Source organism: Pseudomonas sp. MF6394 (genome assembly GCF_002018845.1).
Taxonomy (GTDB): domain Bacteria; phylum Pseudomonadota; class Gammaproteobacteria; order Pseudomonadales; family Pseudomonadaceae; genus Aquipseudomonas; species Aquipseudomonas lactis.
Genome location: NZ_MVOJ01000002.1, coordinates 85,434 through 109,120, shown reverse-complemented (window position 1 = coordinate 109,120; position 23,687 = coordinate 85,434). Strand labels below are relative to the sequence as shown.

The window sequence follows — 23,687 nt, the reverse complement described above, 5'->3', positions numbered from 1 at the left end:
TAAATTCGCATCAGTGGCCATGCTCGGCAGACGCTTTGCCAAGCTCAGACTTGAGCGTGAAGCTGCCACTGGTTGCCACTTGGGCACCCGATTGGAGGCCTTCGGTTATTTCCACATAGCCACCGGCACGGCGACCTAGAGTTACCCTGCGAGTGTCGAAGCCCTCAGTGGTCCTCACGAAAACTGCAGTTTTTTCCTCGACGGTCTGCACCGCTGACTCTGGAACAGCTACAGCAACTTGATCAGTTTGTGACGTGACTGCGATGCTCACGAACAGCCCCGGTCGCCAGGCCCCATTGGGATTGGTCAGAGTGACACGGACGGGCGCTGCACGATTCTGCTCGCCCAAAAGGCTGCCTACGTAACCCACCTTGCCCTCGACCTCAGCCTTCATGTCAGGAGAAGAAACCTTTACCGAGCGGCCAGTCACGACCTTTCCGAGATCGCCAGGAGGAACCGCGAAAGTTGCCCACACCTGATTAAGATCGGACAGGATGAAAGCATTGGTTGCCTCGCTGACCACCTCACCGACGGTCAGGTGCTTTTCCACTACAACTGCGTCGAAAGGCGCACGCAGTTCATAGCGGTTACCGCCTGCAGAATTGACCGAAGCGCCGATTGCTCCGACCTTTTGCTTAGCGTTGGCCAGTGATATTTCAGCTTCTTGCAAAGCTTGTCGCGCCTGAAGGTAATCTTGCTCGGCGGAGATTTTGTCCTGCCACAACTGCTTCTCGCGGTCAAAAGTCAAGCGTGCCAACTCAACACGTCGCTGTGCAGCTTGTTGCTCACTGCGCATATCCGAGATCTGTTGACTGGCAATCACCGCAAGGACTTGGCCCTTCTTGACCGACTCGCCCAGGTTCGCCTGAACGCTTTCAACAACTCCAGGAACGCGAGGTACCACATGTGCGGTGTGGTCCTCATCAAACCGTATTTCGCCAGGAAAAGTCACAATAGTGCTAATCTCACGGGGAGCAGCTGCTTCCAGAACGACGCCCGCAGCCTCAATCTGCTCGGCGCTAAGCGTCATCTTGCCCTCTTCCTCATTGGCATTTTCGCTGTGGCCTTCCTCACCGTGACCTTCATCCCCCCCGTCTTTAGCAGGTGCTACAGCAGTTCTCTCATGGCCATCTTCAGTGCCATGTTCGGCCTTACTGACTGGAGGCTGCTCGGAACTGGAGTTCCAGGCGAAACTGCCAAATCCGAGGACTGCCACAGCGATTACCGCGAGCGCGATCTTGCGTTTGTTATCCATTGCTACTCCTGCTGATCTTAGGTACCGGCTTATTCAAAGACGCATACAAGGAAAATGCCTGGCCTGTTCAGCGCGTATTGGCAGTCAAGCCGACGTCGCCATACACCCTTTCCACTTGAGCACGCGCATTGGTCGCAGCCGCCAAAGAGTCGAGGTACTGGCCACGAGCAACTATCAAGGTGCGCTGAGCATCCAGCACTTCGATGAAACCGAATTTGCCCATCTCAAATCCACGAGTTGCGGTATCCACGGCCTGTTGAGCTGAAGGCAGGATCGTCTTGTCATAGGACTCGACCTCCTGCATGGCGGTAGCCCACTGATTCACTGCGGTTTGAGTTTCGGAACGTAGCCTGAGCTCAACAGCGTTTCGCTGGTCTCGGGCCTGATCTGCGCGGCGAGAAGCGGAAAGAATGTTGCCCTGATTGCGATCAAACAGCGGTAAAGGCATCGACAGCCCCACGACATTGACCCTCTCGCGAATAGAGCGGTCGTATTGGCTACCAACACTCACGGTGAGATTCGGGATGCGCTGCGCCTTTTCCGCGCCTAGTGAGGCATCGCTCTTATCTATTTGAGCAAGCGCTTGACGCATATCTGCGGTTTGATCGAGCTTCGCCAGTAATTCTGTAGCTTGCGGCGGCTTGCCGGGAGATAGGTCTGGCGAGTCAAGACGATCAAATGCAGTGACCGAACTGCCTATTAACTGGGCCAATTGCTGGTAAGCCGTTGACTTCAAGGTTTCAGCGCGCCTTACCTGTAACTTGGCTTCAGCCAGTTGCACCTGAGCGCGCGTGGCTTCCACCGGCGAGGACTTACCGGCACGCACCCGTCCATCGACGATGCGCAGACCGCGTTCGGTGAGCTCCAATGATTGTTTTGCCAGATTCAAGCCGGTCTGAGCTCTCAAAGCAGCGTAGTAAGATTGAACAACATCTGCACGAAGGCTATTGACTCGACGGTCCAGCTCTAACTGCGCGACGCTTTGACCGTAGGTTGCAACCTCGACACGAGCACGTCGCTTGCCACCCAACTCTAACGGCTGACTAAGCGCGACAGTCGTCGTGCTGGTATTACGACGGGTGTCTTCTACTTGATAAGAAATTTCAGGATTGGGGATGAGTCCAGCCTGCTTGCGCACTCCTTCAGAGATTCCGATCTCTTGACGTGCTGCTGCAAGATCGGGGTTAGCGTCTATTGCCGTCGAAAGCGCTTCAGCCAGACTGAGACTCTGGGCAAATGCGGCAGGCACCCACAATCCAGACAAGACCATACAGAACACAAAGACTTTCAAAGGAAAGATGGGGGTTTTAGATAAAGCAATGTGATTATACCAGGGCACTTTGATAGTCCTCATGCACAAACTTTGATAAAGCTTGGCGAGAACGCCTAAACAGCTGCCAAGCCCCTCTGGATCAGGTGATGGCACTCTAATCAGCGATCACTATCAGAGGGGTGGCTATAAAATTACAATTTCGTTAGAAACCCTGGGGGGATAGTCGAAATAGAAAGCTTTCAGGCGAAACGCAGGGATTTAGTGAAAAAGATTCTGGAAGCCCTGCAACGGTGGAAATACCTGATAACAGAATTGTAATCACCCCGTCACCGACTCGTTATCTTTGATCTGCAAATATGACCCAGGCGCTATTCTAAGTGCTCCACCGGGCCAAAACAACAGACTATACCCGCGTAGGTAAATCATAATAAAAACTGCCGTAATCAAAGGAGCATCGCTTGAGACACAAAGTAACTTTGTATTTGGCTGCGGTTTCAGCTTTTTCTGGAAGCTATGCCCTCACGGCACAAGCGGAAGGTAAACCAGAAGGTTTTATTGAAGGTAGCAGCCTTACTGTTCTAAACCGCAACTTCTATTTCAATCGTGATAATCGTGATGCATCTGCGCCGACTTTCAACAGCGGCAAAGGCAATACCAACGGTTATTCCGAAGCTTGGGCACATGCGATAATCACTAAATTCAACTCTGGTTTTACGCAGGGCACTGTGGGCTTTGGTATAGATGCGTTTGCAATGATTGGCATCAAGCTTGATACTGGTGGCGGGCGCAACGGTGGCCGTAGCAGCTTTGACGTGCTGCCTGTTAACGGTGACGGCGAAGCACGTGATGAATACACTAAGGTGGGTGGAGCAGCGAAGTTTCGGCTGTTTGATACTGTCGTAAAGGTTGGAGATGTTTTCCCCGCAACACCCGTCGTGGCATCGGGAGATTCTCGCTTACTCCCTGAAAGTTTCCGCGGCGTGACGGTCGAAAATAGTAGCATTCAAGGCCTAACCTTGCAGGGTGGTCGACTGCATGCGATGAGCCAGCCTGGTTCCAGCAACTTGAACGATAACTTTGCCACATTTTATGCCGGCCCGGTCAACTCGCCTTGGATTGGGTACGGCGGCGGTGATTACCAAGTCAACGACAACATCACGGTGAGCCTTTACGCCAGCCAATTGAAGGATGTTTGGAATCAATACTATGCCGGTAGCAGCCTCACTTACCCACTCAGCGATGATTTGACGCTTATCGGCGGATTCAACTACTACAAAGCTGTAGATGAAGGCAAGAAGCGCCTGGGCGAATTCGACAACAATATATGGAGCGCCAAGCTCGGCGTCCGGTACGGTGCGCATACTCTTGCACTGTCTCATCAGCGAAACAATGGCGATGACGACTTCGACTACCTTCGTCAATCAGACTCAATCTTCGTTGACAACTCAATACAGTACAGCGACTTCAACTCACCGAAGGAACGCTCTTGGATGCTGCGCTACGACTTGAACATGACCAGCTACGGTATTCCGGGGCTATCGTTCATGACTCGTTATGCCAGAGGTTCTGGTGCAGACTATTCGAACGCCAATCAATTCTATATGCGCACTGATGGTAACGGCGATCCGCTCACGAATCAAAAACGTTGGGAGCGTGATATTGAAGTCAAATACGTCGTACAAACAGGTGCGGCGAAAGATCTTTCCTTGCGATTACGTCAAGCAAATACTCGTGCCACTGCATTCGAATCGGACTTGGATGAAGTACGCCTGATCGTTGAATATCCACTTTCGATACTGTGAGCCCTAAACAAGATCGATTTATTCATGTGACTCGCCTAAAACAAAAATAGCGAGCTTAAAGAATTCACCTTGAGTTGCTTAAATGCTCCTTTGGTAAAAGGTGAATATTTTGCGCCCCCCTGGGGCGCTTTTTTTTACCTAAAATTCGAGTAAATCTTCGAGTACGCGCACCGCGTCCCGATGGAGTTCATGACTGCACCAGTGACCGCCTTCTTCAGCATGAGAAAAATCGCCCTCATCTGCACGGAATAAAATGGCCATAATAAAAAAAACAACCCAACATTTCATAAGGTCAATTCAGCAGTAGAGAAATAACCCGCAACTGGTTGGTCCGAGCCACGATATAATATATCGCGATGTTATCAAGTGTATTGCTCACTGATTACAAGTACGTTATTTAGCCCCCACCCAAGTGGTTTTGAATTATCATTCCTGCCAATGATGACAGCGCATTCGCGTAGTTAAAACAGCTCAGTCATATCGAGACAAAATCCAATGCGAATTCTGGTAATTGAGGACGAAGTAAAAACTGCCGAATATGTGCGCCAAGGCCTTACGGAGAGCGGTTATATCGTGGATTGCGTACATACCGGATACGACGGGCTTTTTCTGGCCAAACAACATATGTACGAGTTAATCATCCTAGATATCAACCTGCCGGAGATGGATGGGTGGCAGGTACTTGAATTGTTGCGAAGAAACAATTGTCTTTGTAGAATTATGATGCTTACTGCTCGAAGTCGCTTGGTTGATAAAATCAGAGGACTAGAGAATGGTGCAGATGATTACCTAATTAAGCCTTTTGAATTCCCGGAACTGCTTGCTCGAGTTCGCGCACTGATGCGCAGGTCTGATAATCCAGCATCTGTTGAGATCATTCGCGTAGCCGATCTGGAGCTGGATCAAAGCCGTCATAGGGCGTTTAGAGACGGTCAGCGTATCGACTTAACAACGAAGGAATTCGCACTTCTGCACTATTTAATGAGAAATACGGGAATTGTCCTGAGTCGTACACAGATCATATCTCAGGTATGGGACATGAATTTCGACTGCGATACAAATGTTGTAGAAGTTTCAATTAGAAGATTAAGAGCCAAGATGGATGATCCTTTTGAAAACAAACTGATACATACACTCAGAGGCGTAGGATATGTTCTAGAAAAACGCTAGCGTGCTGTTCTTGAAGCAATCACATACGCTCCTGTGATTTCGCCGACTCACGGGCACTTCAGGTTTCATCCAAGTTTGTCTTTCACTTGGCGCTTCTGGCCTACCGCGTCGGATATACATTTCGGCGCGCAAAAAACTTGCTAATCGAAGCTTTCAACTCGCCTACCGGTCCAAAACCGTGGTGCGAAAAAACACCATACCCCCCCGAAACAGCGCTCGATAATGCTTATCCACAAGCTGGATTTCAGTGTCCAATGTATGTGGAAGCGTTCAGACCCGCTTTCACTTTAGGTATTTGTGAGTAACGTAGTTGCCGATGATAAAGTGTAGTTCAAGGAACGTAGATTTTTATCAGTTGATACTCTCATAATCTGGTGAGACGAACTACGTGACGGTGCCACGGCGCACATATCCATGTAGTTGCGTGTGGATATGATAAATCTACCGGGGCATGAAGCCTAAGCATGCCATGGAGTGGACAATACGGTCGTGACTTAAAGGTCGCATACTCTATGATCTCTGAAGGCGAGCAAGTGAATCACTCCGGCTCTCTAGATACCTTGCAAGCTCATTGCATAACGCTTTTAAACTCTACAGTGAAAGCTACATATTGAAACGATTACGGCGTTTTGCGTTGATGGTTGACGATATTCGACACCTCCCCTTGCCGTCGGGTTAAGCCGTCACACTTGCTCAATCGTCAGAACTTTTGCATTAGCTTGAGTATCGCCATAAGCGTCCGGGCATCACGCCTTGCGTGATTAAAAAGATTGCGGCAGCAACTGATCGATTTCACTCGCCCGCTGCGTCGGCAGCCGCGTGAGAGCATCCTTCAGATATGCATACGGATCATGACCATTCAGGCGCGCAGACTGGATCAGACTCATGATCGCTGCCGCACGTTTTCCGCTGCGTAAGGCCCCTGCAAAGAGCCAGTTCTTGCGCCCAAGGCCCTATGATCGGATCTGGTTCTCTGCCCAGTTATTGTCTATGGGTACAGCCCCGTCATCGAGGTAGCGCGACAGCGCTGCCCAGCGTTCGAGACTGTAATCGAGTGCTCTGCTGATGGCTGAGACTTCAGGCACGAGGTCACGCTAGGCAATCAACCTGGCGTGCAGCATATTCATCACCCGTACAGCTTTTTCTTGCCGTATTCGGAGTCGTAAATCCGGCCCCAGATCGCGACTTCGCTTTCAATTTCGTACAACAACTGGATATAACGCAGAGCTTGCTCCGCAAGCGTGCTTTTATTCTTAGCGTGCAGCTCAAAGAAATTACGTTGCGCATGAGCCATTCACCCGATCTCGGTCACGTCTAGTTCGAAGCTGGCTTTGTAACCGACACAATCATCGCAGACCAGCTTGTCCTTCCAGTCATTCAGGAAGTTGCGAGCGTGTTCTCCGGCGCGGCTAGGGCTGAAGTCGTGAACCACCGCTGCCGCGTCCGAGAACTGGCTGGTGGCATAGGACCAAATATAAGAACTGTGGGTTTTCTTAGTTCCCGGCATGAGCATTTGCACAGGTGTCTCATCGGCTTGAATAATCTGCTGCCCGAGAACCACGTCGCGCAGCGCATCAACCAGCGGCTGGAACTGAACCCCAGTCACGGCCATCTGGCCACCGTCGGTGAGGCTATGCACGCTAACTCCTCCTCTCTTTCTCTTCGTTAAGTAGCATCAGCCATGAATTCATTCAAAAAGACCGTTCAAGTCATTGCACTCGTTGCAACGCTAAATGCAGCCTCATTGTTACAGGCAGCGTAATCAATTGCCGTCTACAAAGCCCCTAACTGTGGCTGCTGGACCAGGTGGATCGCTTATCTGAAGGAGTGGTCGACTATATGGAAAACAACATTAGCGATATGAACGAGAAGCTCGGCGTACCCGTAAATCTGGCGTCGTGCCACACGGGAGTTGTAAGTGGGAAATTCGTCGAAGGCCATGTTCCGGTCACACAAATTGCTGAACTAAGTCGACGAGCCAATCTGGACGGAATAGCTGCCTTCGGTATGCCCGTGGGATCGCTCGGAATGGAGTCAGGTGACCGACGCAGCGCCTACCCGGTAATTGGGATGAGCAAGTCAAGGGGAGAGACGGTTTTACAGGATTTTCGGGCCCGCTAGTGGCTGAGGAACCGCTCTACTAAACTGGTTGAATACCGGATACCGGGTTTCGAAAAAGCTACAGCCGGCTGATCAAATCTTCCGGCTGGAGTCTGATTAGCGGATCGCTGTATCCAAGCAAATATTAGTCGAAAATTTCCCGTAAAAACGATTTCTTATGATAAACCTGCTCTTCCTGATGCCTCGACTGATTCTGATGGCCGTTCTGATATCCGTCCCGCCAACCACCACCGTGACCAGGCTGCGGCGCGGAGTGGCCGTGCTTAGTGCCGCGTTTGTTGTCATGGTGGCCAGAAGACGGCTGGGCATACACAGGTTCAGACGGAGGTGTACCTTGCAGCGACTGAGATACGCTCTGTGGAAGAAAACGAGCTTCTTGTTCTTCCTGCTGGCTACGCTCGATGATCTTGTCGAGTTCTCCCCGGTCAAGCCAAACACCTCGACATTGCGGGCAATAGTCGATTTCAACGTTTTGACGTTCCGACATTACCAACAGTACTTCTTTGCAAACTGGGCAGTGCATGGTTCTCTCCTCCAGCGAATGAGCTATATAAAACGCAGCAGCCATTTCACCGACGCAGCAGCCGCAAGCCATTGAATACGACGAGCAAGCTCGCCCCCATGTCGGCGAAAACGGCCATCCACAATGTCGCGAAACCAGAGAGAGCCAACGCCAAGAAGACAACTTTTATGCCCAGAGCCAAAATGATGTTTTGCTTTAGAACCGAGGCGGATCGGCGACTCAGGCTGATAAAGTACGCGATTTTTCGAGGGTCGTCGTCCATGATCGCAACGTCAGCTGTTTCGAGAGCTGTCGCTGTCCCTGCGGCTCCCATTGCGAAACCTATATCGGATTGCGCTAAGGCGGGGGCGTCATTAACGCCGTCACCAACCATCCCAACGGCGCCATATCTGCGTTTGAGTTCAGCGACTGCAGTCTGCTTGTCCTCTGGCATCAGATTTCCACGGGCATCCTCGATGCCCAATTGCTCAGCGATCGACCTCGCCGTCGCAGGATTATCCCCAGTCAGCATTACTGGAACCACGTTCAAAGCCTTCAAAGCAGCCACAGCTTCAACACTCTCCGGTCGGACTGTGTCTGCGACCGCGAATATCGCGGCGGGGCCGCTATTGCCGCATAGCACGATCACCGTTTTGCCAGTTTCCTCAAGCCGTGAAAGTCTGGCCTCCAGCTCCGAAGAACACACGCCCAACTCCTCAACCAAACGATGGTTGCCTAGATGCCAAAGATGACCGTCGATCGTGCCTTTCACGCCTCGGCCATTTAGCACACTGAAGTCACTGACAGGCAGAGCCACAGCGCCAGGCTGCTGCGATTTCCACCCATTGACCAATGCTTTCGCTACTGGGTGGGTACTTTGCTCATCAAGACTCGCAGCAATCAAAGTTGCCTTCTCGATAGACAAGTCACTGAATATATCTGAGTCAGTCAGAACTGGCTTGCCCTGAGTCAACGTGCCTGTTTTATCCAGAGCAACCACCTTCAGCAGGCGCCCGCTTTCCAGGTAGGCACCACCCTTGATCAAGATTCCATGCCGTGCGGCTGCGGCAAGACCACTCACAACAGTGACAGGCGTTGAGACGACCAAGGCACAAGGACACGCGATGACCAACAACACCAGGGCCTCATACAACCATTCACCCCACGTACCACCAAGCAGCACTGGGCCTAAAACGGCAACAAGAAATGCCACCGCCACTACGGCTGGGGTGTAATACCGTGCGAACTGGTCAACGAACCTCTGCGTCGGCGCCCGCTGAGACTGCGCATCCTGAATCGCGGCAGCAATACGAGCGAGCGTACTTTCGCCAGCGACTGCCGTGACAGTCGCCTCCACGACGCCGTCTGTCACGATACTGCCAGCATATAGCGGATCCCCCTCTGCCTTATCTACTGGCAAGCTTTCACCAGTGATAGGGGCTTGGTCGAGAGCAGCACGACCAGATTCCACCCTCGCATCCAGCGGTACCCGCGACCCTGTGCGAACACGAATACGGCTGCCGAGAACGACATTCTCAACCGGGTGTTCTTTCCAGCCAGCTTCGGTCATGACTTCCGCAGTCTCAGGAGCTAATGCAGTCAGCGATTTAATCGCGTTACGCGCTCGCTCAAGTGAGAGTGCTTCGATGGCTTCGGCAATAGCGAAAAGGAAAACCACCATCGCGGCTTCCGGCCACTTGCCAATCACCATGGCACCCAAGACAGCCAAAGACATCAAGAAGTAGATGTTCAATGTGAAGTTCTTTACAGCGATCCACCCCTTCTTCAGAGTTGGTAGACCAGCAGTAAGAATGGACAGCGCAGCCAAGGACATTACAGGCAAAGAACCCTCCTGTCCGGTCGTCCAAGCGATCACTTCAGCGGCGATGGCAGCTAGACCGCTGACCGCCAGCAGCCCTTTCAAGCGCGTCGTCAGAGCAGGTGAAATGGCATTCGGGGTTGCGCCGGCCTCGATGAGATTGGGCCCCATATCCAGCGCGGTCAAAGCGATGACTATCGCCTTCGGATCATCCAAGCGATGATGCACTGTCAGCTCACGATCCAACAGATTGAAATCAAGTCGTGCGATGCCAGGCATCGGCTCTAAGCGATTACGAATTAGCCGCTCTTCGGTAGGGCAATCCATCTTATCAATGCGATACCGAACCAGGGTCGTGCCTTCTGGCTCAGCCATGGCCGAATGTGAAGTCACCGCCCCTGCGGAATCCACTTTGCTCAAACAGCAATGGTCGGCATCGGAATGGGCTTGAGCTGAAGTGCCATGATCGTGTGCGCTATGGTCTTGATTATGGTCGGTGGACTTGGCTCCACAAGGCTGAGAATCCTTCGAACCGCACGCATGCGATCCCGTTCTGCCCAAGCTCTCGGCGTGATCAGGCCCATGCTCAACATGATGTGCACGAGAATGAACCTGTTTGGCGAAGGTCTCGCGGGGGTCAGCAGAACAGCAATCGTCCGACTTCGGCACGAGGTGCAATTTGGCTTTCGACGGGTTTTCCTGGCTCATGACGCATCTACCAATAAGGATATGGCGTCATTGAACAGCCTGTAGTAGCTACAGTGTCAAGCAATGAGTTTGAAATTTCGACTGGGCCGAGGGCGCCGCTCGAGTCTACGTCCCTCAGTGCGAGCGCCTGATAGCTGCATGCTGCGATGCATCAGCCAGGTTGGTCAGCACCTCAAATGCCCACTCAGCTTTCACCCTGGGAGTCATGCATATCGAGCAAGTCGTCAATCGCGTTGTGAAGCCTACGAGTAAACGTTTGGAGAAATCCGCCATGATGGTTTTCGACGCCATTGGCATGTGTCGGCTGTAGACCTCTCTAAGCGCTCATTACCATCGGTAGCCGACAGGGTTAAGGGTAGAAATATCCAGAAAGCTCCTCGACACAGTCGCACCAGCATGTCCTCCTCAACAACCCTACTACAAGCTTTTCGGCATTAATTAGGAGATGCCCACTGGAAATCCGGTGACACCTGCTAACCGAGAATAAAACCCCGCCATGTCTGGCGGGGTCTCATCAATCACCCTTCTTGTGCTTATGCACGTCCAGGTCGGGATGCTTAGGCTTGTTCTCGGGGGTTACACGGCGACGCTGGTCTGTCTTGCCGGTTGATTCGGCAATTGGCTTGGGCCCAGGTTTGATGGCCATAGAACTTGCTCCTTCAGTTGATAGGTATATGCCCTGGCAAACGTCTGCCGTGTAAGCGTTCGCTCAGTACGGTCACGAGATTGAGGGCCCCAAACACTATAGCTTGATATTTTTATGCCAGCAGTGGCGCACCACTTTAGTAAGCGTCTGCCGAACACATCTTGCACCAGCCCGTTTGGTGTAGACGGACGCTCGAAAGACCCTGTCGAGACTATCGCGCTATTCGGTTTCAATGGCAGCTTGCTCCCCTATGCTCTTGACTCGTCTAGGAGCAGCAACCAGAGCGAGCCCCAGCAGCGGGTTCGAACAGTGACTCAATAATCGTACAGTCTGGAGTGTTCGAGCCTAGGCATCTTGACTCACACGTGCCTGCCATTGAGAGCAGCTCTATCCGGATCTGCAGGAGCTTAGCTACCTTAGATTCCACTTCTGCCAAGTGCTTCTTGACCACCGACAACGCATCAGCACACGGACGATCAGCATCTGCCGCGAGCGCAATGAGTTCGCGGATATCGTCGAGTGGAAAGCCCAGTTCACGATTCTGCCTGATGAAGATGAGTCGTGACCGATGCTTTTCGGTATAGATTCGATGCCGCCCTGTCGACCGTAGGGCCGGAGGGAGAAGGCCTATTTTCTCGTAGTAGCGAATCGTTTCAATGTGGCAACCCGTTGATTTCGACAGCGCTCCGATTCCTGACATCCAAACTCCCCAAGCATTTTCTTGAACCTGTAGTAGCTACAGATATTAACCTGCTCAATCGAAAAATGATTTCACGCGTTTTAAGGGCATTCCGTGGACAGAGAACAGCTAGAGAAGAACCAGATTCCCGTTTACTTCGTCGCGGTCATTGTCGCGGCTATCGGGGGCCTGCTCGCACCTGATGCCTCTCAAGCGTTAGGTGCGTTGGTGACACCAGCCATCGCTGTGCTGATGTACGCCATGTTTCTGCAGATCCCATTCTTGGATCTTCGCAAAGGGCTTGCAAACAAGCGTTTCATGACCGCGCTGCTGACCGCCAATTTCGTCGCCATCCCCCTGTTGGTTTGGGCGTTGACGATGGGCCTAGCCGACCACCCGGCGATTTTGGTGGGCGCACTATTGGTCTTGCTGACGCCTTGTATCGATTATGTTGTTGTGTTTACCCATATCGGTAAGGGCGACTCCAAACTGACTCTGGCGGCAACACCATTACTACTCGTGCTTCAGCTTGTGCTACTACCCCTCTATCTAGCCTTCATGGTGAGTGATGACTCGGCGGTGGTTATATCGGTCGGCCCATTTGTTGAGGCCTTCGTAGTGCTGATCGCTTTACCCTTGGTCTTGGCAGTAGCAACAGCTGCCGGGGCAAAGGGGTCACGCATCGTTGAGGGCTGGAACAATGTATGGGCTTGGATGCCTGTGCCAGCTATGGCGGCTGTATTGGTCGTAGTGATCGGCTCTCAGATTTCAACGGTGGTCAGAGACATGGACAAGCTGCTGCCTGTTATTCCCGTCTACATTGGTTTCATGCTCTTGGCACCCGTGGTGGGTGCGCTGGTGGCTCGGGCGTTTAAGTTACCGGCTAGCACGGCAAGATCTGTCGCTTTCAGCAGTTCGACACGAAACTCATTGGTAGTTCTACCATTGGCATTGGCCTTGCCCGAGGAAATCAGAGGGCTCGCTGCGGCAGCAGTGATTACTCAAACGCTGATTGAGTTGGTCAGCGAACTAATTTACATCCGAGCAATTCCTGCTTTGGTGTGGCGCAAAATGTAGATGCCAGGGAAGACATAAGCACAAAACACCCTGCGCGATTAAACAGGTGCCCACCTGTGCGGCAGCAGCTTGTTAATCTCACTCGCGCGCCGCGTCGGCAGGCGCGTGAGAACATCCTTTAGATAGGCGTACGGATCATGGCCATTCAGCCGCGCTGACTGGATCAAGCTCATGATCGCCGCAGCCCGTTTTCCGCTGCGTAGCGACCCGGCGAAGAGCCAGTTCTTGCGCCCAAGAGCCCATGGCCGGATCTGGTTGTCGGGTAGTCAGACGCGGTTGCCCGCGTCCAACCCCCTAAGAACCGTGCATGCGAGTTTCCCAGCACACGGCTCAAGCCTCTGCTAAGGCGCCATTGGGCACCCGGTTATACATCGTCGACATTGGCAAATTGCACATCTCGTGGGCAACGCAGGTGGTAAATCTCAAGATTAGCCGCAGCGTCCGTCCCGCCATGACCTAGCTTCACAATATGGCGACTGTGCCACGGTGTGTCTTTGGTCACCGGCTTGAAGCAGGCGCAGCACCTGCCGCCCTGTTGCACCCATACCCGATACAGCTTGGCTCGACCTTTAACGGAAGTGAGCATCTTCTTGCCCCAGCGGGACTCGAAGTACTCATCCCATGCAGGGTCGTGAGGGTTGGCAGCAGCCTTAATCTTGATATGTCGCACAATCGGTGTGTCTGAGGCGTCTACTAGCGTGTACTGACGCTTCCGACCATCGGCGGATTTTTCAGTACACGAGAACACCCAACGGCGCGCCCCTTGTACTTTGAAATACCGATCCTTCACCCATCGGCGTGTCTTGCGAGGGTGGCGACGTACCGCCCATCGCCAGAGCATTTCCCACACTGCGCTGTCCACCTGGTTGAAGACCTTCTTGGCGACGACATGACTGTGATAGTTCGCCCAGCCCCGTAGAACCGGGTTGAGCAAACCTATCAAGTTAGCCTGTCGTATCGTTTTGTTGGTCTTGATCAACTCTCGCAGCTTGGCAAGTAGAGCCCCGATGTTCGCCTTGGACGGCTTGATCAGGAGCTTGCCGTTGTACTTGCGCAGGTTCCATCCGAGGAAGTCGAACCCGTCCCCTATGTGCGTTATCTTGGTTTTTTCCGGAGAGAGGACAAGTCCACGCTCTGCCAGAAATTCAACCACGGCGGGCCTGACTTCATTCTCCAGCCATTCTTTCGAACAACCAGTGATGATGAAATCATCTGCATAACGCACCACGCGCATTTTTCGGGCTGTCCACTTCGCGTTGGGAAATCTCTTCGCCAGCATCGCTTCCAACCCATCCAGCGTCATGTTCGCCAACCCCGGGGATATGATGCCTCCCTGCGGGGTTCCGGCGTGGCTGGGGAATAGCTGCTTTTGGTAGACATAACCAGCCCGGAGCCATTTCTGCAAAATCGCCTTGTCCATGGGAATGTTGGCGATCAACCAGTCATGGCTGATATTGTCGAAACAGCCTTGAATGTCGCCCTCTAACACCCATTCCGCGTTTGCTTTTCGTGACAGCACACCAAAGCACTGTGCGACGGCATCCGCAGTTGAGCGTTCCGGCCTGAACCCATAAGAGTTCGGGTCGCCGGTAGTTTCCGCTATCGGTTCCAGAGCCAGCAGATGAAGCGCCTGCATGGCCCGGCATTTCATCGCGGGAATTCCAAGAGGTCTCGTTTTGCCGTTTTTCTTCGGAATAAGCACTCTCCGAAGCGGGAGCGGCGAGTAACCTCGCCGCGTCAACGACTCTATCGCGCCGAGCTTGGCCCTAGGCGTATTCCAAGTAACCTTGTCCACGCCGGGGGTATTTTTGCCTTTGTTTTCAGACACCCGTTTCACAGCAAATGCCTTGCCACTGAACGAGTGAGTCAGCAGCCATTGCAGGGCTTTCACCTTGTTATGTCTGCCATCTTGTACAGCCTTCACAATACGCGCTTGCAGCCCTCTGACACGACGTTGTACGGCGATCCAATCGATGCTGTCCCACGACGTGCCGGAAGGTGCACACGCCAATGCTGCTGCGTTCATTTGCTCTCCTTCCGTTGAAAGGGTTCTACCTACTCTCGTGTGAAGAGAGACCATGAGGACGTCTGCCCGCTTTCGCGTGAAGTGATGTTTCAACCTCTATCCAACCCATTACAGGACGGCGTTCGCTTTTTCCTCGTTCCTTCGCCCGCACCGCCATGGGCAATTTTTACAAACGGCTTTCCCTGACGGGAGCGATACGGGATTTCCACGTTCCGCTTACTGAAGTGCGTCGGGTTAGGTGCCTGCTATCGACCGGGAGGCATGTGGGTCACGAATGCGTAGTAGAAAGACGCAGTTCCCACCTCCATTACCATTTTGGTTCGAGCGTGTAAGCCATTTCCGCTCGCTTAATTTAACGATCGTTGCGCAGATTCACGTGTGTTCACCATACCAACTATCTAGCACTTGTCCGGCCATGGCTGCCAGAAGGGTACGCCTCTCACGATTGGTACCCCGCACCTTGCGGCGCCTCGTAACATTGTCGAAGGCGCTCTTGATTCAGCCTTCTAGATTCACCCGGTGACACGGGTGGTTCCCACCAAGGGGGAACAACTTCATTAAGCGACTTCGTGTCGCACCTCCGCCCAATTATTATCAATGGGAACCGCCCCGTCATCGAGGTAGCGCGACAGCGCTGCCCAGCGTTTAAGGCTGTAATCGAGCGCTCTGCTGATGGCCGAACCTTCGGGCACAAGATCACGCTGCGCGTTCATCCAGGCATGCAGCCTATCCTTCACCGGTACGGCTTTTTCTTGCCGTATTCGGCGCCGTAAATCCGGCTCCAGGTCTCTGACTTCTCTTTCGATTTCGTACAACAACTGGATATAGCGCAGGGCTTGCTCGGCGAGCGTGCTTTTATTCGTAGCGTGCAGTTCAAAGAACTTGCGCCGTGCATGGGCCATGCAGCCGATCTCGGTCACGCCGAGTTCAAAGCTGGCCTTGTAGCCGCCAAAATCGTCGCAGACCAACTTGCCATTCCAGTCCTGAAGGAAGTCGCGAGCATGCTCTCCGGCGCGACTGGGGCTGAAGTCATAAACCACCGCTGCCACATCCGAGAACTGGCTGGTAGCGTAGGACCACACATAGGAGCGGTGGGTTTTCTTTGTTCCCGGCATGAGCATCTGCACCGGTGTTTCATCTGCGTGGATGATTTGTTGCCCAAGCACTACTTCGCGCAGCGCATCGACCAGCGGCTGCAACTGAACTCCGGTCACGCCAACCCATTGAGCCAAGGTTGAACGTGGAATCGCCAAGCCCGCTCGACCTAAGATCGATTCCTGACGGTAAAGCGGCAGATGGTCAGCAAACTTGGCGATCATGACGTGTGCGAGCAGGCCCGAAGTCGGGATGCCCTTATCAATGACCTGCGGCGGAACCGGTGCCTGGATCAGCGTTTCGCAGTTATCGCAGACCCACTTGCCACGGACATGGCGTTCGACGGTGAACACGCCGGGCGTGTAGTCCAGCTTCTCGCTAACGTCCTCACCGATGCGCTTCAGGGCGCAGCCGCATGGGCGGTGAGTGTTGTCCGGTTCGTGATGGATCAACGTTCGCGGAAATTCTGCCGGCAATGCCGTGCGCTTGGGCCTTAGCTTTTCCTCGGTCGCCTCTGGTGCTATTTGCAACGCCTGAAGCTCGGCCTCAATCGCCGCGATATCAGTATCGATCAGGTCATCTAGCAGGCTGGCCTGTTCAGGATTCATCTGCTCGCTGCGCTTGGCAAACTTCAAACGCTTGAGCTGGGCGATCTCGTGGGTCTGTTTCTCAATGACTGTTTGATCACGGTTGATTTTCTTGCCCATAGTGTCGACTTGCGAGAGCAACTGCGCTGCGAGGACGCGCAGTTGATTGGGAGACAGTTGGTCGAGATTGGGCGAAGAAGTCATACGCCGGACTTTGCCAGAGCGGGCGTTTCGCGACGATAGACCGATAGGCTAATGGCTGCCGTTAAAGCAGTGTGATCGAGCCTCCAGAACCTGCGCGTTGCCATGGCAGCCCCAGCAACAACGTTTGAAGTTGCTCGGCATCCAGTTCCATCTCAGGACCATGGCGGATGCCAGGCCAGTGGAACTTGCCTTGGTTTAACCGGCGCGCCGCCAGCCATATTCCGAAGCCGTCATGCACCAGCACTTTCATGCGATTGGCGCGGCGGTTGGCGAACAGATAAGCGCAGTGCGGCTGCGCCGCACCGAACACCGCGATCACCTTGGCTAGCGCCGTTTCGGTGCCTGCGCGCATGGCCATCGGTTCGGTGGCGAGCCAGATGGAGTCGATGTGAATCATCGCAGAATATCTCGAAGAAAAGTCGCGCAGGCGGCAGCACTTTCAGTGGGCCAGTCCACTTTGATGATGGCGCGCGGGTGCTGTATTTCAACGCAGATATTCGATGATGCTGGATGGGAGTTCGCCCCCGCAGGTGGGTGTGCCGGAATTTTCTGCGTTTGCAGCCGAATCCATTTGTGGACGAGGTTTGCGTTGAGGCTATGGCCGAGCGCGACGCTGGCAATCGAAGCGCCTGGTTGGGCGCACTCTTGAATGATCTGGGCTTTGAAGGATTTGGAATAGGAACGGCGTGTTGGCTGCATGAAATACCCGCTTGAAAGGCTAGAATTGGTGTCCACTTAATTTAAATGCACACCATGTCTTCGCTTTGCAGAGCTGGGTAGATGACCTGGCCGGACGGTTACCCACTTTATTCTGACTCCGCAGATCATTATCACGGGTTTTTAAGACTTTACTCCGCGCAGTGGGGCTACGGTATATGGCTTTACCCAACACCTTGCAACAGGCATTTCGACGGTGATGGCGGATTGGGCAAAAGCAGCCAGTGAGGGTGTTTTTTTGGCTATGCCGGCAGCTCTCAGATTACTTGCCTGCAGTTGATGGCCAAGAAAATCGCCGTGATTCAAAGCACGTCGGGAGATGTGCCAGATTCTGGTCTCGACTCGCTGAACCAAGATGGTGATTCAGTTGAAATGACACTTGCAAGGCAGCTCATTGCTTCATAGTTTGACGGCCACCTTCGGGTGGCCATTTTTTTATAACGATCCCAATTTACCAGCGGCCAACTCGACACTTCAAAAACCATGCGTCCTGGAAAACCTATTTCCTGATGCACCTAAGAGACTGGTTTGAGAGGGTGTATTCGCTTTTGCGCGAGGACGCCCATGAACCTACCACGCCCTACTCGAACCACAGCGATACTCAGTCTGTGCCTTGCATTATTGGCAGGCATTCTGTGTTATGAGCATCATCAACTCTCCCAACTCCGCACCAGCTTGGCTGCGACTGCAGACAAAGAGTCGCTCGATGCGTTGTTGACGCGGCTTGGCAAAGTCGATGAGCGACTGGGCACGGTAGCCGGCAACCACCTGGTGACCAACGAGGACTTCCGAGCCGGGCAGCAGGCTTTATCGAATCGAATTGATGCCGCACAAGCGTATGCAAAGCAAGCGACGGAGTCAGCGCAAGAAATCTCTCAAAATGCTGCGTCTGCTGGTGAATTGCTAGTCCTCAAAGCCAGCGTCGAAACACTCGATAGCCGTCTTCAAGAACTCAGTCAGTCACGCATCAAACAAACCACTGCTGTGCCCCTCAAGCCCAAGCCTAAGCCCGTTGCCCGCCAACCAAAGCGGCCAAAACCGCCCGCTACCGCCACTGTCACACCGCAAACACCCCCTTTTACCGTTGTCGGTATCGAGTATCGCGGCGGTGAACGCTTTTTGTCCGTAGCACCGCCTGGCAGCACGCAGTTGAATCAAATTTACCTTATCCGACCTGGTGACGCTGTGGCGGGCACCGCCTGGCGACTCAACGCGCTGGACGGAAGATCCGCACGCTTTGACGTGGCCGGAACACCTCAAACCGTAACCGTCGCGCAATAGGACCTCCTTTATGCACTCCCCTACCACTTCCTCGAAAACAATGAAGCCCAGGAACATTTTGGGTTTCATTGCAGGCTTGGCCACCTTCGCGTTTGCATACGGCTGTCATGCGGCTTCGGGGCAATCAACGTCGATCTCGAACACTCAGAACAGTGAAGTTCACAACTCTTCTCAAGGAGCAAGTCAGACAGAACTCGCCCGCGAGTGGGGATTGACCCCCCAAGAATGGTCCCGTTTTCAAACTGTGATGGAGGGTCCTCGCGGAATCTATTCGCCAGGCCTGGATCCTCTGACAGCACTTGGCATCGAAGCGAAGTCGGAGGAGGAGCGGCGACGCTATGCAGAGCTGCAGGTGCGAGCCGAGCGACAGCGTATCGATAAGGAACTGGCGTACCAAAGGGCCTATGACCAAGCCTTCGCACGTCTTTACCCCAATGAAAAAGTCATCCAACTATCGTCCAACCCTGCATCTGCTCCTGGCTCGGGAGCGTTAACTGCTGTGAAAGGCACTGGACGACTAGCCGTTTTTGTTCAAGACAGTTGCAACGCATGTATTGACCGCGTCAAAGACTTACAAAACCAGAAACAGTCCTTTGATCTGTACTTCGTTGGTAGTCAAGGTGATGACGAAATAATTCGCCGCTGGGCCATCTTGGCTGGAGTCGAACCGGCCAGCGTGAGAAGCCGACAGATCACATTGAATCACGATGCCGGTCGATGGCTTGGCCTTGGACTCGGCGGTGAGCTGCCGGCCGTGGTACGCGAGGTGAATGGACAATGGCAGCGTCTGTAATTCGCGCGGCTTTAACGGGGGGGCTACTGCTCACCGCGGCATTTGCTAACGGTGCCGAGGTTCCGCCACCGGCCTATCAGTTGATTGCCCTGCCTGCCGGCGTTCCGTCCGAGGTGCTGTACTCCGTTGCACTGCAAGAGAGTGGCACCCGACTTCGCGGCCAGATCGTCCCCTGGCCCTGGACGTTGAATGTCGCCGGCGCCGGATATCGCTTTGCGACACGCAGCGATGCTTGCAGAGCGTTGATGATCGCCCTTCAGACCGCAGGCCCAAATAGAGTCGACGTCGGGCTTGGACAAACCAACATCGGTGCCAACGGCCACCGTTATAGCTATCCCTGCGAAGGGCTGGATCCGTACAAAAACCTCTCGGTTACGGCCCAGATCCTGGCTGAGCAAAAAGCCAAAGGAGGCGACTGGATCACCGCTGCTGGTCGGTACCACCGCCCTGCCGGAGGCGAACCCGCTGCCCGATACCGACGAGCTTTTGCCAAACACCTCAGCCGGGTCACCGGTATCAACCTGATGGCGAATAATCCATGAATAGATTGCTGCATCTGCCTGTTTTGCTGTCTTTGGCCTCCCCCATGGCAGTGCATGCCACCTCGCTGATTGTTGTTGAAGACCGAGGGGGTGTTTCCGCTCTGCCCTACTACCAGTACTTGGCTCCAGAACCTACTGAGCAGTCAGCACAGTCAGAGAATATTGGTGTGCGTGGGCAAGGCTCGTTTCCAGTGCGCTCTGACCAACTGACACCCGGGCAGGTACAGGGCCGGGTAATCAATGCACCTGGCCTGCAACCATTGTTTCTTGTAGGCGACGATGAAAGCTCCAGAAAGTGGTTATCACAGCGCCGCGATCAGTTACAGCAACTGCAGGCAGTGGGCCTTGTGGTTAACGTGGCCAGCGCCGAGCGGTTTGCCGAAATCCAACGATGGGCAGGAAATCTACAGTTGGTCCCGGCTCCATCAAATGATCTGGCACAGCGCTTGGGAGTCCAGCATTACCCGCTGTTGATCACTGCCACAACGATCCAGCAGTAACCAGGGTATGGCCTCTCTTACGCACATCACCTTGGTCATCAAGCAACCAGATGACCCACGAGCAGGCCAACTGCTTTTTGAACAGGTCACCTATGTCGCCAAGCTCTATGGCGGCACCGTCATCGCCCGCGTACCTGGTGACGAGGTGGAGCTATGTCAGCGGCTAAAAGAACGACTGCCCGAGGCAGTTGAGCAAGCGAGGCAAGAGTTGGCCAATTCATCATCACGCATGAAAGGAGGATCCCGGCCCCATGAAGCTGACCAAGAAGCAACGCTGCGAGCTTCACGCTAAATTCGCGGGCCATTGCGCATACTGCGGTGTGCTGTTGGGTGACCGGTGGCATGCGGACCACATGGAAGCAGTATGGCGAGAACCAGAGAGGGTGGACGGCAAGTACTCCGGTGCCATCATTTTGGGGCGGCCAGAGAACCACGCCATCAGCAACATGATGCCCGCGTGCGTGCCGTGTAATTTGAGCAAGGCAGCGATGCCACTAGAAGTCTGGCGAGAGCGCATTGCTGGACACGTCAACTCCCTTAACAGCTACCACCCCATATACCGCCTGGCCAAGTCCTATGGGCTGATCGCTGAGACAGGCAAGCCAGTCGTTTTCCATTTCGAAACAGTGGGGCCATTGTCCCCTTTCACTCATAGGAAGTGATCCATGACCACCTCCTACACCATTGAGTCGTTACTACGCCCTGCTGTTGAGCTGTACACAGTTTGCGTATGTGCCGCTGCGGCGTTGCTCTGTATTTTCGCGCCCTGGGCGGTTGCTCTGACGCCTTTATTCGGCATGGTTGCCGGTACAGGCTTTCTGGGTCTAGGGTTCGTCCGCCTCAAACAAGCGTTGGTAGTGCTGCGTTACCGGCGCAATATTCGGCGCCTACCCCACTACACCATGACCAGCAAAGACATGCCGGTCAGCAATGAGCGGCTATTCATCGGTAAAGGCTTTCGCTGGACCCAAAAACATACTCAGCGGTTGATGGAGACTTACCTCCCAAAGTACGCCGAGTATGTCGAGCCCACGTCTATCTATACCTTTGCTCGCAGAATTGAGGAGCGTCTGGAGTTCGCACCCTTTCCACTCAAATTGCTGTCAAAGGCTACCTCGTGGGATGTGCCATTTAACCCGGCGCGTCCACTTCCTCCAGTCGGGGGGCTACCGCGCTTACACGGTATAGAGCCGAACGAAGCGGATGTCAGCCTGCCACTGGGTGAGCGGGTTGGACACTCCCTTGTATTGGGGACTACTCGTGTTGGAAAAACCCGCTTGGCAGAGTTGTTTATCACCCAAGACATCAGGCGTACCCGCCGTAGCCCCCGGCGCCGCGTTCATATGGGGCGCCGCGTGCAACCCGTTCATCGAAGCCAGCGCAATGTAGAAATGGACCTGGACCGCGAAGTGGTGATTGTCTTCGATCCTAAAGGCGACGCAGACCTCCTGAAGCGCATGTACATCGAATGCAAGCGCGCAAACCGACTGGAGGAATTCTACGTGTTCCACCTAGGCTGGCCCGATCACTCCGCTCGCTACAACGCCGTCGGCCGGTTTGGTCGGATCTCGGAGGTTGCCACCCGCATTGCCGGCCAACTTTCGGGGGAAGGCAATTCCGCGGCATTCCGGGAATTCGCCTGGCGTTTCGTCAACATCATCGCGCGCGCCCTCGTGGCACTGGGACGTCGGCCGGACTATGAACAGATCCTCAAGCATGTGACAAACATTGACGCGCTGTTTATTGAGTATGCGCAGAAGCACTTTGCTGAAAATGATCCCAAAGCCTGGCAAACCATCGTTGAGCTGGAAGGAAAGATCGATCGTAAGAACCTCAGTTTCGCCATGAAGGATCGACCGCTACGCGTGGTGGCCCTGGACATGTACCTCACTCAGCAACGCATCTCCGACCCAGTGATGGAGGGTCTGCGATCAGCCGTACGCTATGACAAAACCTATTTCGACAAGATCGTGGCCAGCCTTCTGCCATTGCTGGAAAAACTGACCACAGGCCGGATTGCAGAGCTGCTATCTCCCGACTACATGGATCTTGAGGACCCACGACCAATCTTTGACTGGATGCAGATCATCCGCAAACGGGCAGTGGTCTATGTCGGCCTGGACGCTTTATCTGATACAGAGGTAGCTGCAGCGGTGGGCAACTCGATGTTCAGCGACCTGGTGTCAGTTGCGGGTCACATCTATAAGTTTGGCATCGATGATGGCTTGCCCGGGGCCACCGGCGGCAAGGTAGCAATTAACGTACATGCGGACGAATTCAACGAACTGATGGGCGATGAATTCATACCGATGATCAACAAAGGCGGTGGTGCCGGCATGCAGGTCACGGCCTATACCCAAACCATGAGCGATATTGAGGCAAAAATCGGTAACCGGGCTAAAGCTGGCCAAGTCATCGGTAACTTCAACAACCTGTTCATGTTACGTGTACGTGAGACTGCAACCGCCGAGCTGCTGACCAACCAGTTGCCAAAGGTCCAGGTGTTTACCAGTACACCAGCAAGCAGTGCAAACGACGCTATTAACGGCAACACCGCTTTCACCTCTAACACTCACGATCAGATCCAAAGTGTCAGCGTACCGATGATCGAACCGGCGCATGTGGTTGCCCTACCCAAGGGGCAATGCTTTGCCCTGATAGAGGGCGGGAATTTGTGGAAGATTCGTATGCCGTTGCCGGCAAGCGATCCCGATGAAGTGATGCCCAAGGATCTTCAGGCCTTGGTTGAGGGCATGCGTAAAGGATCCGGAACCAGCAGCGACTGGTGGCAAGCACCGGGATATGACGCACTAAGTGAGTCGCTTCCTGATGACTTGGTAGACGACTTCCGCCAGATGGCCAATAACGGAAAAGCCGCATAGGCTTGAAG

General features: G+C 53.8%; 20 protein-coding genes and 4 pseudogenes. 12 read left to right on the top strand and 12 right to left on the bottom strand.

The annotated features are described in order from the left end of the window. Positions 1-10: 10 nt before the first annotated feature. Positions 11-1,255, bottom strand: coding sequence for an efflux RND transporter periplasmic adaptor subunit (locus MF6394_RS03200; RefSeq protein ID WP_024073370.1), 1,245 nt, complete (start codon positions 1,253-1,255; stop codon positions 11-13). Positions 1,256-1,322: 67 nt separating this feature from the next. Next, positions 1,323-2,594, bottom strand: coding sequence for a TolC family protein (locus MF6394_RS03195; protein ID WP_131672237.1), 1,272 nt, complete (start codon positions 2,592-2,594; stop codon positions 1,323-1,325). Positions 2,595-2,986: 392 nt separating this feature from the next. On the opposite strand from MF6394_RS03195, the gene MF6394_RS03190 reads away from it, so the two are divergent. Then, positions 2,987-4,330 carry an OprD family porin gene (locus MF6394_RS03190; protein WP_024073368.1) on the top strand — a complete coding sequence of 448 codons (1,344 nt, stop codon included), beginning with the start codon at positions 2,987-2,989 and terminating at the stop codon, positions 4,328-4,330. A gap of 495 nt (positions 4,331-4,825) precedes the next feature. Next, the gene (locus tag MF6394_RS03185) at positions 4,826-5,500 is read left to right on the top strand and encodes a heavy metal response regulator transcription factor (protein WP_019818115.1); all 675 of its coding nucleotides are present in this window, start codon (positions 4,826-4,828) and stop codon (positions 5,498-5,500) included. Between the two features lie 761 nt (positions 5,501-6,261). On the opposite strand, the pseudogene tnpC (MF6394_RS03180) reads toward MF6394_RS03185, so the two are convergent. Next, positions 6,262-7,106, bottom strand: a pseudogene (tnpC, locus tag MF6394_RS03180) (IS66 family transposase); the annotation flags it as partial. A gap of 233 nt (positions 7,107-7,339) precedes the next feature. Between tnpC (MF6394_RS03180) and MF6394_RS03175 the strand changes: the two are divergent. Next, complete coding sequence (locus MF6394_RS03175) at positions 7,340-7,621, top strand: DUF411 domain-containing protein (protein ID WP_181125140.1); 282 nt, start codon at positions 7,340-7,342, stop codon at positions 7,619-7,621. Positions 7,622-7,745: 124 nt separating this feature from the next. On the opposite strand, the gene MF6394_RS03170 is transcribed toward MF6394_RS03175, so the two are convergent. The 4 genes from MF6394_RS03170 to MF6394_RS34910 form a co-directional block, all read right to left on the bottom strand. Next, positions 7,746-8,144 (bottom strand): TFIIB-type zinc ribbon-containing protein, encoded by a 399-nt coding sequence (locus MF6394_RS03170; protein ID WP_073844972.1) that lies wholly within the window; start codon positions 8,142-8,144, stop codon positions 7,746-7,748. A 46-nt stretch (positions 8,145-8,190) separates the two neighbouring features. Next, entirely contained in the window at positions 8,191-10,650 is a 2,460-nt protein-coding gene (locus MF6394_RS03165; protein ID WP_024073364.1) for a heavy metal translocating P-type ATPase, read from the bottom strand. Between the two features lie 514 nt (positions 10,651-11,164). Further along, on the bottom strand, positions 11,165-11,296 hold the full coding sequence (locus tag MF6394_RS34915; protein WP_024073362.1) for a hypothetical protein: 132 nt from the start codon (positions 11,294-11,296) through the stop codon (positions 11,165-11,167). Positions 11,297-11,561: 265 nt separating this feature from the next. Further along, positions 11,562-11,996: a MerR family transcriptional regulator gene (locus MF6394_RS34910; protein WP_024073361.1), complete on the bottom strand. Its 435-nt coding sequence runs from the start codon at positions 11,994-11,996 to the stop codon at positions 11,562-11,564. A gap of 93 nt (positions 11,997-12,089) precedes the next feature. On the opposite strand from MF6394_RS34910, the gene MF6394_RS03150 reads away from it, so the two are divergent. Further along, on the top strand, positions 12,090-13,052 hold the full coding sequence (locus MF6394_RS03150; protein ID WP_024073360.1) for an arsenic resistance protein: 963 nt from the start codon (positions 12,090-12,092) through the stop codon (positions 13,050-13,052). Positions 13,053-13,090: 38 nt separating this feature from the next. Here MF6394_RS03150 and MF6394_RS03145 read toward each other — a convergent pair. The 5 genes and pseudogenes from MF6394_RS03145 to MF6394_RS03125 form a co-directional block, all read right to left on the bottom strand. Next, a pseudogene (locus MF6394_RS03145) lies at positions 13,091-13,312 on the bottom strand (transposase domain-containing protein); the annotation flags it as partial. Positions 13,313-13,416: 104 nt separating this feature from the next. Next, positions 13,417-15,078, bottom strand: coding sequence for a group II intron reverse transcriptase/maturase (ltrA, locus tag MF6394_RS03140; protein WP_024073359.1), 1,662 nt, complete (start codon positions 15,076-15,078; stop codon positions 13,417-13,419). Between the two features lie 578 nt (positions 15,079-15,656). After that, positions 15,657-16,964 (bottom strand): annotated as a pseudogene (gene tnpC / locus MF6394_RS03135) (IS66 family transposase); the annotation flags it as partial. Between the two features lie 61 nt (positions 16,965-17,025). Then, positions 17,026-17,361, bottom strand: coding sequence for an IS66 family insertion sequence element accessory protein TnpB (tnpB, locus tag MF6394_RS03130; protein WP_024073357.1), 336 nt, complete (start codon positions 17,359-17,361; stop codon positions 17,026-17,028). Then, positions 17,358-17,663 (bottom strand): transposase, encoded by a 306-nt coding sequence (locus MF6394_RS03125; RefSeq protein ID WP_093235877.1) that lies wholly within the window; start codon positions 17,661-17,663, stop codon positions 17,358-17,360. The genes tnpB and MF6394_RS03125 overlap by 4 nt, the downstream gene beginning before the upstream one ends. Positions 17,664-17,854: 191 nt before the next feature. On the opposite strand from MF6394_RS03125, the pseudogene MF6394_RS34985 reads away from it, so the two are divergent. The 8 genes and pseudogenes from MF6394_RS34985 to traD all read left to right on the top strand — a co-directional run. Beyond that, positions 17,855-18,086, top strand: a pseudogene (locus tag MF6394_RS34985) (DEAD/DEAH box helicase); the annotation flags it as partial. Between the two features lie 159 nt (positions 18,087-18,245). Further along, positions 18,246-18,962, top strand: a complete 717-nt coding sequence (locus MF6394_RS03115) for a hypothetical protein (RefSeq protein WP_024073356.1) — start codon at positions 18,246-18,248, stop codon at positions 18,960-18,962. A gap of 40 nt (positions 18,963-19,002) precedes the next feature. Then, positions 19,003-19,755 (top strand): TIGR03759 family integrating conjugative element protein, encoded by a 753-nt coding sequence (locus MF6394_RS03110; protein WP_024073355.1) that lies wholly within the window; start codon positions 19,003-19,005, stop codon positions 19,753-19,755. Further along, positions 19,740-20,297, top strand: coding sequence for a lytic transglycosylase (locus tag MF6394_RS03105; protein ID WP_008437382.1), 558 nt, complete (start codon positions 19,740-19,742; stop codon positions 20,295-20,297). Before MF6394_RS03110 ends, MF6394_RS03105 begins: the two co-directional genes overlap by 16 nt. Next, the gene (locus tag MF6394_RS03100; protein WP_008437383.1) at positions 20,294-20,797 is read left to right on the top strand and encodes an integrating conjugative element protein; all 504 of its coding nucleotides are present in this window, start codon (positions 20,294-20,296) and stop codon (positions 20,795-20,797) included. Before MF6394_RS03105 ends, MF6394_RS03100 begins: the two co-directional genes overlap by 4 nt. 7 nt (positions 20,798-20,804) lie before the next feature. Then, positions 20,805-21,089, top strand: a complete 285-nt coding sequence (locus tag MF6394_RS34120; RefSeq protein ID WP_024073354.1) for a hypothetical protein — start codon at positions 20,805-20,807, stop codon at positions 21,087-21,089. Further along, complete coding sequence (locus tag MF6394_RS03095; protein ID WP_008437384.1) at positions 21,049-21,459, top strand: hypothetical protein; 411 nt, start codon at positions 21,049-21,051, stop codon at positions 21,457-21,459. The genes MF6394_RS34120 and MF6394_RS03095 overlap by 41 nt, the downstream gene beginning before the upstream one ends. Before the next feature lie 3 nt (positions 21,460-21,462). Further along, complete coding sequence (gene traD, locus MF6394_RS03090) at positions 21,463-23,679, top strand: type IV conjugative transfer system coupling protein TraD (protein ID WP_024073353.1); 2,217 nt, start codon at positions 21,463-21,465, stop codon at positions 23,677-23,679. Positions 23,680-23,687 lie beyond the last annotated feature (8 nt).